The sequence below is a fragment of the Rhizobium mulingense genome (genome assembly GCF_029194105.1).
GTDB lineage: Bacteria > Pseudomonadota > Alphaproteobacteria > Rhizobiales > Rhizobiaceae > Rhizobium > Rhizobium mulingense.
On record NZ_JARFVE010000006.1, the window covers coordinates 1 to 13,847 of the forward strand.

Here is a 13,847-nt window from a genome sequence, read left to right on the forward strand (position 1 = left end):
AAATACCCGCCTTGCCTTCAATCTCGACAAGGCCGTGTTCTTCGATCCAGACAGCCAGATGCGGATCGCGTGATGGCCTGGGGGTTAAGATGAGCAGTTCACCAGATATCGTCATCATCGGCTCAGGAGTCGGCGGCGCCACCGTCGCCGCTGGCCTGGCTGCGACCGGTGCTGACATATTGATCCTGGAAGCTGGCGATCACATTGCCGACCTTCCCGTCAATCGCGACCAGCGGGCGATCTTCCAGCGGGGGCATTTCCGCCCGACGGAAATCTGGTACGAGGCGAACGGCAAAGGCTTCAATCCCGGCAATTACTACAATGTCGGCGGCAATTCGAAATTCTACGGCGCCGTCCTGTCGCGCTATCGCAAAGAGGACTTCGACGTCATCGAGCACCGCGAAGGCGTGTCGCCAGCCTGGCCCTTTTCTTATGAGGAGTTGGAGCCCTGGTACTCGAAGGCGGAGCGGATGTACCAGGTCCGCGGCAGTCTCGGCGATGATCCGACGGAACCACATCACTCGACTGCCTACGAATTCCCGCCCGTGCCCGACGAGGCGCCGATCGCCGAAGTCAGGGCGCGCCTCAAGGGGAAAGGGCTGCATCCCTTTTCCCTGCCGCTCGGCCTCGATCTCGATGCCTGGCTCTCCAAGGCGCGTACGCCCTGGGATGCGCATCCGAATGCAAGGGACGGCAAGATGGACGCCGAGACCGCGGCGCTCGCGGTGGCGCTGAAACATAAGAACGTGCGGCTCGAAACCTATGCGCGCGTGACACGGCTCGACACCGGAGCCGGGAGCCGGATCGACCGGGTCACTTATATCAAGGACGGTGAGACGCTGACTGTCTCGCCTGACATCGTGATCCTTTCGGCCGGGGCGGTCCAATCGTCGGTGCTTTTGCTGCGGTCGAGAACCGACCGCTTCCCCAGGGGCCTTGCCAACTCTTCCGATCAGGTGGGCCGTAACTTCATGAACCACAACGCTTCCGCCGTGATCGCTGTTTCGCCACGGTTCAGGAACACCGCCGTCTATCAAAAGACGTTCGCCTTCAATGACTTCTATCTCTCCGACGGGGAGGGAGGACCGCCGCTCGGCAATGTGCAGTTGCTGGGGCGCATCTCCGAAAAGGTTCTGAAGGGCTCTCTGCCGCAGGCTCCGGAATGGCTTCTCCGTTTCATGACAGATCATGCCATCGACTTCTATGCGATGAGCGAAGACGTGCCCAATCCCGAAAGCCGCGTCATGGTCGATGGAGATCGGATTATTCTGCAATGGCAGAGGACCAACTGGGACGCCCATCTGGCGCTTGTCGCCAAGCTGAAGGCGATCCTGCGGTCGATCGGATTTCCGATCGTGCTGTCGAGACCTTTCGATAAGCGCACGCCGTCCCATCAGTGCGGCACGATCCGCATCGGCAACGACCCTGCGACGGCGCCGCTCGATCCGTATTGCCGGTCATTCGATCACGAAAACCTCTTCGTCGTCGACGCCGGCTTCTTACCCACGTCGGCTGCGGTCAATCCGGCGCTCACCGTCGCCAGCCAGGCACTGAGAGTTGCTGATCACATCGCATCGAAGGATTTGCAGACACGGACAGATCCGTTGGCGCGGGCCGGCCTCACATAGGACAGTAAAATGGGCTTCGACTATATCATCACCGGTGCCGGTCCTGCAGGCTGCGTCCTGGCAAACCGCCTCAGCGAAGATCGCGATGTCAAGGTGCTGCTTCTCGAAGCAGGCGGAGGCGACTGGAATCCGCTTTTTCATATGCCCGCCGGCTTCGCCAAGATGACCAAAGGTGTCGCCAGCTGGGGATGGCAGACCGTTCCCCAGAAACACATGAAGGGCAGGGTGCTTCGCTATACGCAGGCGAAGGTCATCGGCGGCGGCTCGTCGATCAACGCCCAGCTCTACACGCGCGGAAACGCGGCCGACTACGATCTCTGGGTCACCGAAGACGGCTGCGAGGGCTGGGATTATCGCTCGATCCTTCCCTATTTCAAACGCGCCGAGGACAATCAGCGCTTCGCAGACGACTACCACGCCTATGGCGGTCCGCTGGGTGTTTCGATGCCGGCTGCACCGCTGCCGATTTGCGACGCCTATATCCGCGCGGGCCAGGAGCTCGGCATTCCCTATAATCACGACTTCAACGGCCGCCAGCAGGCCGGTGTCGGATTTTACCAGCTGACCCAGCGCAATCGCCGCCGGTCCTCGGCATCGCTCGCCTATCTCTCGCCGATCAGGGACCGGAAGAACCTGACGGTGCGGACCGGCGCGCGCGTCGCGCGGATCATCGTCGAAGGAGGTCGAGCGACAGGCGTCGAGATCGCGACCGCGCGCGGCTCGGAGATCGTGCGAGCCGAACGTGAAGTCCTGGTGTCATCAGGCGCGATCGGGTCGCCGAAGCTTCTTCTGCAGTCCGGCATCGGGCCGGCCGATCACCTCAAATCGGTGGGCGTCAAGGTGAACCACGATCTGCCCGGTGTCGGCGGCAACCTTCAGGATCATCTGGATCTTTTCGTCATCGCCGAATGCACCGGCGATCACACCTATGACGGCGTCGCGAAGCTGCACCGCACACTCTGGGCGGGGGTTCAATATGTCCTGTTCCGCACTGGCCCGGTGGCCTCGTCGCTCTTCGAGACCGGCGGCTTCTGGTATGCCGATCCCGATGCGCGGTCTCCCGATATCCAGTTTCACCTCGGCTTGGGATCGGGCATCGAAGCCGGCGTCGAGCGGCTGAAGAACGCCGGTGTGACCCTCAACTCCGCCTATCTGCATCCGCGCTCGCGCGGCACGGTGCGTCTGTCATCCGCCGACCCGGGTGCAGCACCCTTGATCGATCCCAACTACTGGTCCGATCCGCACGACCGGAAGATGTCCCTGGAAGGGCTCAAGATCGCCCGCGAGATCATGCAGCAGGCGGCGCTGAAGCCCTATGTCATGGCCGAAAGGCTTCCCGGTCCAAAGGTCATGACCGACGAGCAGGTTTTCGACTATGGCTGCGCCAACGCCAAGACCGATCATCATCCAGTCGGCACCTGCAAGATGGGAACGGGGCCTGACGCGGTTGTCGGGCTGGATCTCAAGGTCCATGGCCTTGAAGGCCTACGGGTCTGCGATTCCTCCGTTATGCCGCGCGTGCCCTCATGCAACACCAATGCGCCGACAATCATGGTCGGCGAAAAGGGCTCCGATCTCATTCGGGGTCTGCCGCCGCTGCCTTCCGCAATCTTCGCCTACGAACGCAACGATACGAGGCCGCGAGCCCGTGCGGAAATCCAGTAAACCCTTTCAAGAGGAGTAACGACAATGTCTGAAGTGAGGGTTGCAGTGCTTGGCGCGTCGGGCTGGATGGGAAAGGTCCACACCATGGCCTATCAGACCTTTCCGCATTTCTTTGACGTCTCGGATGGAACGGCGCGAATCGTGACGCTTGTCGACGGCAATCCGAACGTCGCCGAGGATCTTGGCAACCGGGCGCCCGGTGCACGGATCCTTCAGGATTGGCATCCGGCCGTTGCCGATCCCGATGTCGACCTGATCGATATCTGTCTGCCAGACCATCTGCACTATCCGGTGGCCAAGGCGGCCCTGCTGGCCGGCAAACACGTCTATTGCGAGAAGCCGCTGACGAACACCGCCGATGAAGCGCGGGAGCTGGCTGATATCGCGAAGGAGAAGGGTGTCATTACGCGTGTTGGACACGCTTTTCCCCGAAACCCCGTCCATGATCTGGCGAAAGACATCATCGATTCAGGTGAAATCGGCGAGATCAAGCTGTTCCGCGGCTGTCAGCACGTCGATATGTATGGTGATCCCACGGCGCCCTTCATGTGGCGCGCCGATGGGAAGCTCGCGCCGACCGGGATCGTCGGCGACACCGGTTCGCACATTTTCAGCTTCATGGATTTCCTGGTCGGCCGCGTCAGTTCGCTGATCGCCGACAATCTGATCGTCACGCCGCGCCGTCCCGTCGTCGAGGACCTTGCCTATGGCGAACAGGTGAAACTGACAGGCAACGAATCCTGGGCCGATATCACCAACCCCGACGCGACCAACCTGCTATGCCGGTTCGCCAACGGCGCCGGCGGGATCGTCGATTTCAGCCGTGTCGCGACCGGGCGCAAGTTCATGCAGACCTACGAGGTCTACGGAACGAAAGGCAGCATCGCCTATAGCTATGACGAGATAAACCGGCTGCGTTTCTACTCCAACGACGACCGGACGGGACGGCGCGGTTTTCGCGAGATTGACGTGGGGCCGGAGAATCCCACCTTCCGAGCTTTCCTGCCTCTGCCGAATTTCGGCATCGGCTACAACGAAAGCAAGATCATCGAGGTCGCCGAGGTGATCCGCTCGATCGTGTCAAACAGGCCGATGTGGCCGACCTTCGATACCGGCCACCACATCTGCCAGATCGTCGACGCATGCATGGAGTCTTCCCGGCGGAAGCGCTGGGTCGACATCCCGCTCGGATAAATGCCGATGACCATAGACGTCCCGCAGGAAATTCTCGACGCGCTGACCGATGTCGATATGCCCAAGCTTCCACCAGAAGCCGGCCCTTCGGCAACGGCTCGGCTCGCCGGTATCGACGTGCCGATCTATCGAGCCGGCTGTGTCGTCGTCGGATCGGGTGCTGCAGGTCTGCGTGCGGCTGTGGAAATGAAGCGGCGCGGCGATGATGTCGTCATCGTCAGCCAAAGCGCCTGGGGCGGAACCTCGGCCTGCTCGGGTTCCGACAAGCAGACCCTGCACATGGCTAACACGGCGGATCAGGGCGACAATTACAAGGCGATGGCCCGGGCCATCCGCAGCGGCGGCGCCATGGACGAGGACACTGCCTATGTCGAGGCCGTGGGCTCGTCGCGGATGATGGCGTCGCTGCAGTTCTTGGGCCTGCCGCTGCCGCAGGATCCGCTCGGTGGAACGCTGCGATATCAGACCGATCATGACGAGGTCGGCCGCGCCACCAGCTGCGGCCCGCGCACTTCGCGCCTGATGGTCAAGGTGCTGGCAGAAGAGGCGCTCCGGCTCGATGTGCCGTTCTACAATCAGACGACCGCAGTCAAAATCCTCACCGAAGGCGAAGGAACGGATAGCCGCGTGGCCGGGATACTTGCCATGCGCGCCGCTGATCGCATGGAGGAGAATCCGCTCGGTATCACCTTGTTCGTCAGTAATGTGATCGTGCTCGCGGCCGGCGGACCGGGTGAGCTCTATCGCGACAGCGTCTATCCCAATGGTTGTTTCGGCGCCCTCGGCCTGGCGCTCGAGGCAGGCGTCGAGCTCGTCAACCTGACCGAAAGCCAGTTCGGCATCGGAACGCGCAGGGAAGGCTTCCCATGGAATCTGTCGGGCACCTACGTTCAGGCAATTCCGCATATCTACTCGGTCGATGCCGAGGGTGGTGAACATCATTTTCTGGCGCAATATTACCGCAGCACCCAGGAGCTGGCGTCGAACGTCTTCCGCAAAGGCTATCAATGGCCATTTCACGCGACGCGCATGCTGGATTTCGGCTCGAGCCTGGTAGATCTCGCCATCCATTGCGAAACCGCCGCAGGAAGGCGTGTCTTCATGGACTTCAATCGCAATCCACTGCCGGTGCCGGGTGACCTGCCGTTCAGCCTGGAGAGGCTGGACGAAGATGTCCGCCTGTATCTCGGCAAGGCCGGTGCCGATCAGGACATGCCGATCGATCGGTTGAAGCACATGAACCCGCTCGCGATCGAGCTCTACCGCCGCTACAAGATCGACATCGCCGCCGACCCACTGGAGTTCGCCGTCAATAACCAGCACATGAATGGCGGCATCATGGTCGACACCTGGGGCCGCAGCAATCTTGCCGGCTGTTACGCGGTCGGCGAAGCGGCGGGCACACATGGCGTAACGCGGCCCGGTGGCGCCGCGCTCAATGCCGGGCAGGTCTTCGGTACCCGGGCGGCCGAGCATATCAGCGCAAGCGGAAGGGCGAAGGGGGCCGCCACGGGCAATGTGTCAGGTGTCGCGGAGGCAGGGATCACCGCTTTGCTGGCTGCTCTTCGCAGCGAGAGCCCGCTCACTCTCAAATCGATCCGCTCGGAGGTGCAGGCGCGAATGAGCGAGAAGGCCGGCATTATCTGCGATCAGGAGAGCGTCGCCCAGGCCTTGATCGAAGCGCGCAAACTGAACGCCGCCATTCGTGCCGGGGGCGTCGCCTATGGCCGCGCCGCCGAAGCGGTGCGAGGCGTGCAATGGCGCCACATGGCGCTCGCCTCGGAAGCCGTGCTCAGCACCCTCGACTTCTTCATATGCAATGGCGGCGGTAGCCGCGGAGCGCGAGCAATATGTGATGCCCAGGGCGAATCCCTTCCATATGCGAGTGCAGGCCCTTTGGAGGAATATCGCTTCCGCAGAGAACGTGAAGCGCATCGGGACGAGCAGATCGTCGTTCGGCTCGATGGCGATAAGCTCAGGCTTTCAACCCGTTCGAACCGCCATTTCGACGAAAGCGCCAGATCCTTCTTCGAACGAGACTGGCCCGCCTGGTTGACGGGCCGCATCTACGATCTCGGCGCCGGGGAATAAGGTACCGCAATCGCAATCAATCGGGATTGGCAACCGGTGGCGGAACCCGGATGCGCTCCGTGTCGTCAGAGCCTTCGGCGACGGCCTCTTCGCTCTTGCGCACGCGCCTTGGCGGATCTTTTCCTTCGATCGGCTTCGGCGATAATTGGTCGTCGGCCTGGATCTCGTCGGTGTTGAGATAATTCTTGCTTTCACCCATGACGATCACTCCGGGGATGGAATTGGCAGCCATTATGCATGTCTTTCGAAACTATGCAGCGGTTCCGGGACAACGACATGCATAAAACAAAGGGCTAAAGCGCGTCGCATGAATCAAATTTGATGCGACGCGCTTTAGACAATCTCCTTCGCAAGCTAACGCCAGCTGGCATCGTGAGGTTCCGTCGCTCCTCCGCGAGATATCGCGGCTCAAACGCCGCCAGCTTCGGGGATGTTGAGCTCGATCATGACAGGCGCATGGTCGCTCGTATGCTCCCAGCCCCTTGGCTTTCGCCGGACGCTTGCCGATCGAAGCCACGGCGCCACTGCCGGGCTGAGCAGAAGGTGGTCGATCCTGAGCCCGGCGTCGCGTTCGAAACTGTTCCGCCAGTATTTCCAGAAGGTGTAGATGCGCTCGTTCGGATGCAGATGCCTGACGGCGTCCGTCCAGCCCTGGGCCACCAGCCGGGCATAGGCCTTGCGCACTTCCGGCCTGAAAAGCGCGTCGTCCAGCCAGCGCTCCGGCTTGTAGACGTCGATCTCGGTCGGCATGACATTGAAATCGCCGGCCAGGATCGACGGCACCTCGATTTCGAGAAGTTCGGCGGCATAGGCGTGCAGGCGACGGAACCAGCGGAGCTTGTATTCGAACTTGGCGCTGGGAAAGGGATTGCCGTTCGGCAGATACAGGCACCCGATCACAAGGCCGTCGACGACGGCTTCGATATAGCGGCTGTGGGTATCGTCAGGATCGCCGGGAAGGCCACGCCTTGTCAGGATCGGTGTCTTGCCCTTCGCCAGAATGGCAACCCCATTCCAGGATCTCTGTCCATGCCAGACGGCGCCGTAGCCGGCCCCTTCAGCCTCCTTCCGGGGAAATCTGGCGTCGTCGGTTTTCAGTTCCTGGAGGCAGGCGACATCCGGGGAATCCTCCTTCAGCCAGCGCAGCAGGATATCCAGACGTCCGTTGATCCCGTTGACATTGTAGGTTGCGATTTTCATGAGACCTATGTCGAGACGGTGCGGCCATAATCTAAAACCGCTCCTGAGTTTCCTCCTCCGGAAGTCCGCGCCCACCATCGGCCCAGTCAAGACGGCTCTCCACGCCGTAATGTCCCGCCGGCCGAACACGGTCGGGGTGGTCGAGCGAGCCGGCCGTCACGCGGATCAGCTCATCGCCGTCATATTGAAGAAAGAGCGGTGTTCCGCAATTGCCGCAAAAGCCCCGCATCGCAATAGGCGAGGATCGGTAGGCGGCGGGGGAGCCCCGTGTCCAGACGAGATCCTCGACCCTGGCCTGGACGAGAACTGCGAAAGGACCTCCGGTCGCCTTCTTGCACATATCGCAATGGCAATATCCCGAATGCGGTGGATCGCCGGCGAATCCGTATCGGCAAGATCCGCACAGGCAGCCGCCGGTCCATTGGGTAGCCATGTCAGAGGTTCTCAACGCGTCGCGCCCAAGACGAAGGCGATGCCGGCGACGATCGCTGCGGCGGTCAGCGGCTGCCGGCGTATCCGGTCCTCGATGTCCTGGACGAAACTCTTCGCTTCCGCCTTTGCCAGACGGGCCGTTCCGGACGCCAGTTCCGAGGCGGACTCCGCCATCCGGCCAGCTTCTTTCTGTAGTGCCCGCAACTCCTCGCGCTCGTAGCCGGTCGGGCGCAGGGCTTGATCGACCAGCGGATAATCTTGATCCAGCGCGGTCGGATCAGGCTCGCGCTTCACGCGCTCAGCCGCCTCGACATCGCTGCGGCCGACGGGAATGGAGGTATGGGTGGCCGACACCGGATCGGATGCGGGAAACGTGTCTTCGATCGCCTTGTCGAGATCGCCCCTTCGGGCCTGCTTTCGCTGCTCTGCCTGTTCTTTTTTCATGGATTGGACGGCAGGGGATTCGTTCGGGTTTGGCATCGGGGCTTCCTCTGTTGCACTTTGATAAACAAAGCGATGACAAAGAAAGAAGTTCCAGAAAAATGCGTCCACGCCTCAGGCAGCAACACCTTGGTAAGAAAGGCGAGAATATTACAGCCAAAAGGCCGCTCACGTTTTTTGCGTCCATCCATTTGGTAGTCTGGCGCCGGACCAAAGTCCCGCCTTTTGTAGTACCTAGGTCCGGTTGCATTTAATGGTCGGAAAAGCGAAAATTCTCGTGCGTCCAATAACGGTTGGAATGGCGAAGAACAGATGAACGAGGCTACGGCATGACTGTCTCGAAACGCGATTTTCTGAGATGGGGCGGCAACGCGGCCGTCGCCCTCATTGTTGCCGCATCGCCTTTGTCGATCAACCTCGGCGGCTCCCTTCCCCATCTGGCGGTGAAGCACGCGCAGGCAAAGGATGGCAATAACGGCAACGGCAATGGCGGCGGCAACAGCGCTGGCGGCGGCAATAGCGGAGGGAGTGGGAACGGCAACGGGGGAGGGAATAGCGGTGGGGGCGGAAACAGCAGCGGTGGATCCGGCAACAGTGGTGGCGGAAACTCCAGCAGCAACGCGTCATCCTCTTCCTCCGCCGCCGCGTCGTCGAGAGAATTGGGGACGAGAGCGACCGCGGGTTCCGACGGATCGATCAACGTTCGCCACGCGAACGGCATCACCGAGAGCCTGCGCAGCGGCCGCTATGTCATGAAGGACGCGAAAGGCAGGACGATCATAAGTCGTCAGGCGACGGCCAACGACACCCGCCGGCTGAGCCGCTTCCTTCGCTAGCTGGTGCCGAAAAGTGTGAGCGGTTTTCGGGCGACATCATGCCCTAATTCTTTAATTGAGAACAAGATTCAGAATTATGGCTGACCCCGGCGCTACCGCCGTTCGCGCCATTGCAGGGCCGCTTCGGTCCTGTTCGAGACGCCGAGTTTGCTCAGAATCTGGGTCATATGGTGCTTCACGGTCTTTTCCTGCAGATTAAGGCGCAAACCGATATGCTTGTTGGAAAGGCCTTGAGCGACAAGATCCATCACCTCGCGTTCCCGTGGCGTCAGACCGTTCTTGTCGGAGGCTGCGCCATTCAGCGAATTCTCCATGACCTTTGCCGACATCGTCGGCGAGATATATCGTGATCCGCTGAGGACGGTCTGGATCGCCTCGGCGAGACCACGGGAGCCGACACCTTTGAGAACATAGCCCATCGCCCCGCGTTGCAGGGCGCCAAGCAGCGTGTCCACTTCTTCGGATACGGTCAACATCAGCACTTTCGTCGCTGGACTGTGCTCCAGGACATCGCTGATCGCAGCCAATCCGCCGCCGGGCATAGAGACATCGAGAAGCATGACGTCGGGGCGGTTGTTCGAAGCGATCATGGCGGCGTCTTCGCTGCTGGCGCCTTCGCCGATAACCACGAAGTCGCTCATCTCCGACAAGCTGCGTGTTACGCCCTCGCGAAAAAGCGGGTGGTCGTCCACGACGCCGACGGTGATTGCTGTCATCTCTCTAATCTCCAACTTCCATGGGCTCGAAGGTCATGGTCACGGTCGTTCCTCCTTCGCCTGTCTTGATATCGAAGGAGCCCCCCAGGCTCTCGATGCGTTCGCGAAGTCCCACCAGGCCGAGGCTTGTTGGCCGCACTTCCGCCGGATCGAAACCATCGCCACGATCGCTGACCTCGACACGGATATGACCGTTGTGCGACACGGCTTTCACCGTCTGCTCAACGCCGCCGCCATGGCGATAGGCGTTGTTCAGGGCTTCCTGAATGAAGCGATAAAGACAGATCTTTACGGCAGTCGCGAGTTCGGGTCCATCCTCGTCGACGATCGTTTCGACGAAGGTTTGGGTCTTGTGCTGATGCGCTTCGACGACCCGCAGCACGATCTCGCTGATCGTGGATTTTTCGATCTGCGGCAGCACCAGTCCGCTGCAGATATTGCGGATCTCCGTCATCGCCTCGGCGAGGCTCGAGCGGATCCAGGCAAGTTCCCTTTCCCGGGCTTCAGGTTTGGTAGACGCGTTGATCAAGAGGTCGCTGTCGAGTCGCAATGAAGCATAGGCGATGTGCTGTGCCGGACCGTCGTGCAGATCGGCGCCGATGCTGCGCAGATATGTTTCGTTCAGTGCCGCCACCCGTTGCGAGGCGCGCTGCAGCCGCCGCTGCAGCCCGCGATTTTCGGAGAGCAACGCCGACAATTCCGTCACCCGTTCTTTGAGATCCTTGCGCTGCGCTTCGATCGTGCGGCTGCCGCGAAACACCAGAGCGGAGAGAACGAGGAAAAACAGCCCTGTGACAGCGGCGACTGCCCCCCAGCTCCGCAGCCTCGCATGCGCCAGACTGTCGGCCAGACCTTCCGCCGTCTCGTAGAATTCGAGCACGGCGACCGCTTGGCCGGACCACGGCTGCAGAACCGGATTGTAGATTTCCATCAACGGCTTGCCAAGCGCACGCTCGACACCGCTTTCCGGGTCGTCGGCGATCTCGTAGCGCGCGACGAGCGATCCGGCGAATGCCCTCTGCAGCTTGTCGCTTACGGGAAACTTCCGGCCCACCAGGTCTTTCTCGTTCGAATAGAGAATGGTGCCGTCGCTTCGCCACAGCTTGAACGAGACAAGGCGCCTGCCGAGCGCGCCCTGGCCGAGCGTCTCGTCCAGCGCCTGAGCGCTGCCTTCGTCCAGCAACGATTCCGTTTGCATGTCGGGAAGCAGCGGCGCCACGACGCTGTCGACGTAAAGTGCTGTTGCTGCGCCGGAATTATGAATGACGGCATCCTCGATCAGATGGGTCACGAGAACGCCGACCAGAAACATGGCGGCGATCGAGACCAGGCCGCCCGCGATGAAAAATTGGGAGGCGAGGGAGCGGGCGTTCCAGCGGCGAAGCCAATTCATTTTGATACCGGCAAGTGACTTTGCCGACTAACCTACAGCGTCTTCAGAGTTTTTCCAGACAGGATCAGGGCAGATTCCTGGTATCGAATACCTCGGCGCCTCTGACGCTCTCGGTCAACCGGAGGCTATCGCCTGACATGGCTGCGCCGAAGGCGTAGAGAAGGCCGGCCAGAACGACGACGAGAGCGATGACGGAGACGTTCCAGGCGTCATTCACATGGGATCTGTTATTGCGGTTCATGTGCGGATCTCCTTCCGTGACTTTCAAACGACGCCGCCAGACCCCCCGTTCCACGCCGGGGACTTCGGTCGAAGGGGCTTGGGACCATGGTCCGACCCCGTGGACAATGTCCGATTCAGCCATATTTTCTTGTTCGACGGAGTTGGTTTTGGAGACTTATGAGTGGCTGCGGACATCGAAGGCGGCGCAGACGCCGCATTTGCCACCTCTCCGACACCGTTCGGGGAAGGCGTCGCCGACCTTTACCAAGCGCTTCTCGTGCCAATCCTTTTCGAACCCTATGCGTCGGAAATGGCGATCGTCGCCGAACGGTTAAAACCCGTCAGCGTGTTGGAAGTCGCGGCGGGGACAGGCGCCTTGACACGCGCTCTGCGCGCCAGGCTCGATCCGGCGGCCGAGATCGTCGCCACCGATCTCAGCCAGGCAATGATCGACGTCGGCGCTCCGTCCTTGACGCTGTCGCGGACCCATTGGATGCATGCGGACGCGCAAAATTTGCCCTTCGCCCACGCAATGTTCGATCTCGTTATCTGCCAGTTCGGCGTCATGTTCTTTCCGGACAGGCCGAAGGCCTATGGCGAGGCGAAAAGAGTTTTGCGGAGCGGAGGCGGTTTCCTGTTTTCGACATGGGATGCGCTTGCGGCCAACGACTTCGCAAGCTGTGTGGACGAATGTCTGAGAAGGCTGTTTCCGTCCGATCCTCCGGACTTCTTCGAACGTTTGCCATACTCCTATTTTGACGCCGGAGCGATCAAGGCAGAGGTTTCTTCGGCGGGATTCGAGGCGGTTTCTTGCGATCGGGTGACGTTGACCTCGGTCGCGGCCACCGCCCACCACGTTGCGGCGGCATTCTGCAAGGGTTCGCCTCTCAGAGGAGAGATCGAATCGCGGGCGCCGGAGCGCATGTCCGAGATCGTTGATGAGGTGGCGGAGCAGGTAGCGTCGCGCTACGGCGCGAACCCTTGCGGAGATATGAGCGCGTTCATCGTCACCGGCCGCGTTCAGTAACTGTTCCAGCCGCAGATCAAAATGCAGAGCGGACGCCTGATCGGCGCCGAGGCTTTGATCAAGGGACCATCCAGTAGTTTGTACGGGAGGGTTCGTGCATCGCGTCGATGACGTGCTGCTCGATCTCGAGACAGGTCTCGTCATATTCCCGCACCAGCTTGAGATTGAACCGTCGCCGCCGAAGACGATCGCGTGCCTCGACCGCCATTTGATAGGCTTCGAAAAGCTCGAGCTGCCAGGGCTCGCGCGCCTCCATGATCAGCGTCCGTATCTGCGGCAGGCGCATCGCCAGGCGCCTGCGTCCAGCTTCCCGGCGGTTGGATCGTGTCATCTCCCTCAGTCTCCTGCCATGCCCACAACGCGGTGGCCCAGCGATCCTTAAATAGCGCCGGCAACGATTATTGAAATGGGGTTCGGACCTAGGGCCGGGCCCCCTCAGACTGAGGTCCGAAAGCTGGAACGACCTGGCGCGCAGCTAGTTGGTCTGCCAGCGGTCGCGAAGACCGTGTTGAAACAGAAGGAGGAAAATATGCTCTTGAAGCTTATTGCCGGCGCGGCAACCGCCGTGTCACTAATGTCGGGCGTCGCATTCGCCCAGTCCTCGACCGTCAACGGGGCGGCGGGCGGCGCGGTCACAGGAGCGATTGTCGGTGGTCCCGCCGGCGCTGCTATCGGCGGCGTTGCCGGCGCAGTTGTCGGCACGGCGATCGATCCGCCACCGGAAAAGGTTGTCACCTATGTCCGCGAAGCTCCGCCACCGTCGACGCGCGTGGTCGTGAAGGAAAAAGTTGTCGTCGGCCAGCCGTTGCCGAAAACGGTCGTTGTGACGCCGATCCCGGATGACCCGACATATGCTTACGCGGTGGTCAATGACGAGCGCGTCATAGTCGAACCGTCGTCTCGCAAGGTGATCCAGGTTATCAAGTGACCTGATCGTACACGCGGCTCTGCCGCGCCTCGCTTCCGAAAATCACCATTCAGAACCAGCCGCACGATGGACGG

The 13,847-nt window shown here is 61.1% G+C and carries 15 protein-coding genes; 7 read left to right on the forward strand and 8 right to left on the reverse strand.

Annotated elements, in window-relative coordinates:
- Nucleotides 1–89: 89 nt before the first annotated feature.
- Genes PYR71_RS14920 through PYR71_RS14935 form a run of 4 tightly spaced genes read left to right on the forward strand, consistent with a single transcriptional unit; the run spans nucleotide 90 to nucleotide 6,578 of the window.
- Entirely contained in the window at nucleotides 90–1,628 is a 1,539-nt protein-coding gene (locus PYR71_RS14920; protein ID WP_275619904.1) for a GMC oxidoreductase, read from the forward strand.
- A gap of 9 nt (nucleotides 1,629–1,637) precedes the next feature.
- The gene (locus PYR71_RS14925) at nucleotides 1,638–3,293 is read left to right on the forward strand and encodes a GMC family oxidoreductase (protein WP_275619905.1); all 1,656 of its coding nucleotides are present in this window, start codon (nucleotides 1,638–1,640) and stop codon (nucleotides 3,291–3,293) included.
- A 24-nt stretch (nucleotides 3,294–3,317) separates the two neighbouring features.
- A complete protein-coding gene (locus PYR71_RS14930; protein ID WP_275619906.1) occupies nucleotides 3,318–4,487 on the forward strand; it encodes a Gfo/Idh/MocA family protein in 1,170 nt (389 codons plus the stop codon).
- Nucleotides 4,488–4,493: 6 nt separating this feature from the next.
- A complete protein-coding gene (locus tag PYR71_RS14935; protein ID WP_275619907.1) occupies nucleotides 4,494–6,578 on the forward strand; it encodes an FAD-dependent oxidoreductase in 2,085 nt (694 codons plus the stop codon).
- Between the two features lie 16 nt (nucleotides 6,579–6,594).
- Here the strand turns inward: PYR71_RS14935 and PYR71_RS14940 are convergent, their stop codons facing one another.
- The 4 genes from PYR71_RS14940 to PYR71_RS14955 all read right to left on the reverse strand — a co-directional run bounded on the left by PYR71_RS14940 (nucleotide 6,595) and on the right by PYR71_RS14955 (nucleotide 8,690).
- Entirely contained in the window at nucleotides 6,595–6,777 is a 183-nt protein-coding gene (locus PYR71_RS14940; RefSeq protein WP_064683424.1) for a hypothetical protein, read from the reverse strand.
- Between the two features lie 209 nt (nucleotides 6,778–6,986).
- Nucleotides 6,987–7,778, reverse strand: coding sequence for an exodeoxyribonuclease III (gene xth / locus PYR71_RS14945; protein WP_275619908.1), 792 nt, complete (start codon nucleotides 7,776–7,778; stop codon nucleotides 6,987–6,989).
- A gap of 31 nt (nucleotides 7,779–7,809) precedes the next feature.
- Complete coding sequence (locus PYR71_RS14950) at nucleotides 7,810–8,211, reverse strand: GFA family protein (RefSeq protein ID WP_275619909.1); 402 nt, start codon at nucleotides 8,209–8,211, stop codon at nucleotides 7,810–7,812.
- 11 nt (nucleotides 8,212–8,222) lie between these two features.
- Entirely contained in the window at nucleotides 8,223–8,690 is a 468-nt protein-coding gene (locus PYR71_RS14955; RefSeq protein WP_275620210.1) for a hypothetical protein, read from the reverse strand.
- A 290-nt stretch (nucleotides 8,691–8,980) separates the two neighbouring features.
- On the opposite strand from PYR71_RS14955, the gene PYR71_RS14960 reads away from it, so the two are divergent.
- On the forward strand, nucleotides 8,981–9,487 hold the full coding sequence (locus PYR71_RS14960) for a hypothetical protein (protein WP_275619910.1): 507 nt from the start codon (nucleotides 8,981–8,983) through the stop codon (nucleotides 9,485–9,487).
- A 92-nt stretch (nucleotides 9,488–9,579) separates the two neighbouring features.
- On the opposite strand, the gene PYR71_RS14965 is transcribed toward PYR71_RS14960, so the two are convergent.
- The 3 genes from PYR71_RS14965 to PYR71_RS14975 form a co-directional block, all read right to left on the reverse strand.
- On the reverse strand, nucleotides 9,580–10,203 hold the full coding sequence (locus PYR71_RS14965; protein WP_010029651.1) for a response regulator: 624 nt from the start codon (nucleotides 10,201–10,203) through the stop codon (nucleotides 9,580–9,582).
- Between the two features lie 4 nt (nucleotides 10,204–10,207).
- Nucleotides 10,208–11,596, reverse strand: a complete 1,389-nt coding sequence (locus PYR71_RS14970) for a sensor histidine kinase (RefSeq protein ID WP_183916253.1) — start codon at nucleotides 11,594–11,596, stop codon at nucleotides 10,208–10,210.
- A gap of 64 nt (nucleotides 11,597–11,660) precedes the next feature.
- Nucleotides 11,661–11,837 (reverse strand): hypothetical protein, encoded by a 177-nt coding sequence (locus tag PYR71_RS14975; RefSeq protein WP_183916251.1) that lies wholly within the window; start codon nucleotides 11,835–11,837, stop codon nucleotides 11,661–11,663.
- A 162-nt stretch (nucleotides 11,838–11,999) separates the two neighbouring features.
- On the opposite strand from PYR71_RS14975, the gene PYR71_RS14980 reads away from it, so the two are divergent.
- On the forward strand, nucleotides 12,000–12,845 hold the full coding sequence (locus PYR71_RS14980; protein ID WP_275619911.1) for a class I SAM-dependent methyltransferase: 846 nt from the start codon (nucleotides 12,000–12,002) through the stop codon (nucleotides 12,843–12,845).
- A 58-nt stretch (nucleotides 12,846–12,903) separates the two neighbouring features.
- Here PYR71_RS14980 and PYR71_RS14985 read toward each other — a convergent pair whose 3' ends face one another.
- Nucleotides 12,904–13,176 carry a hypothetical protein gene (locus tag PYR71_RS14985; protein WP_183916247.1) on the reverse strand — a complete coding sequence of 91 codons (273 nt, stop codon included), beginning with the start codon at nucleotides 13,174–13,176 and terminating at the stop codon, nucleotides 12,904–12,906.
- 198 nt (nucleotides 13,177–13,374) lie between these two features.
- On the opposite strand from PYR71_RS14985, the gene PYR71_RS14990 reads away from it, so the two are divergent.
- The gene (locus tag PYR71_RS14990; RefSeq protein WP_275619912.1) at nucleotides 13,375–13,773 is read left to right on the forward strand and encodes a DUF1236 domain-containing protein; all 399 of its coding nucleotides are present in this window, start codon (nucleotides 13,375–13,377) and stop codon (nucleotides 13,771–13,773) included.
- The last annotated feature ends 74 nt before the right edge of the window (nucleotides 13,774–13,847 follow it).

What these genes read in the sequence shown, in the direction of transcription:
- PYR71_RS14925 (WP_275619905.1), top strand. Translation starts at nt 1,638, where the DNA reads ATGGGCTTCGACTATATCATCACCGGTGCCGGTCCTGCAGGCTGCGTC.
- PYR71_RS14920 (WP_275619904.1), top strand. Translation starts at nt 90, where the DNA reads ATGAGCAGTTCACCAGATATCGTCATCATCGGCTCAGGAGTCGGCGGC.
- PYR71_RS14955 (WP_275620210.1), bottom strand. Translation starts at nt 8,690, where the DNA reads ATGCCAAACCCGAACGAATCCCCTGCCGTCCAATCCATGAAAAAAGAA.
- PYR71_RS14950 (WP_275619909.1), bottom strand. Translation starts at nt 8,211, where the DNA reads ATGGCTACCCAATGGACCGGCGGCTGCCTGTGCGGATCTTGCCGATAC.
- PYR71_RS14970 (WP_183916253.1), bottom strand. Translation starts at nt 11,596, where the DNA reads ATGAATTGGCTTCGCCGCTGGAACGCCCGCTCCCTCGCCTCCCAATTT.
- PYR71_RS14975 (WP_183916251.1), bottom strand. Translation starts at nt 11,837, where the DNA reads ATGAACCGCAATAACAGATCCCATGTGAATGACGCCTGGAACGTCTCC.
- PYR71_RS14930 (WP_275619906.1), top strand. Translation starts at nt 3,318, where the DNA reads ATGTCTGAAGTGAGGGTTGCAGTGCTTGGCGCGTCGGGCTGGATGGGA.
- PYR71_RS14935 (WP_275619907.1), top strand. Translation starts at nt 4,494, where the DNA reads ATGACCATAGACGTCCCGCAGGAAATTCTCGACGCGCTGACCGATGTC.
- PYR71_RS14940 (WP_064683424.1), bottom strand. Translation starts at nt 6,777, where the DNA reads ATGGGTGAAAGCAAGAATTATCTCAACACCGACGAGATCCAGGCCGAC.
- PYR71_RS14960 (WP_275619910.1), top strand. Translation starts at nt 8,981, where the DNA reads ATGACTGTCTCGAAACGCGATTTTCTGAGATGGGGCGGCAACGCGGCC.
- xth (WP_275619908.1), bottom strand. Translation starts at nt 7,778, where the DNA reads ATGAAAATCGCAACCTACAATGTCAACGGGATCAACGGACGTCTGGAT.
- PYR71_RS14985 (WP_183916247.1), bottom strand. Translation starts at nt 13,176, where the DNA reads ATGACACGATCCAACCGCCGGGAAGCTGGACGCAGGCGCCTGGCGATG.
- PYR71_RS14965 (WP_010029651.1), bottom strand. Translation starts at nt 10,203, where the DNA reads ATGACAGCAATCACCGTCGGCGTCGTGGACGACCACCCGCTTTTTCGC.
- PYR71_RS14990 (WP_275619912.1), top strand. Translation starts at nt 13,375, where the DNA reads ATGCTCTTGAAGCTTATTGCCGGCGCGGCAACCGCCGTGTCACTAATG.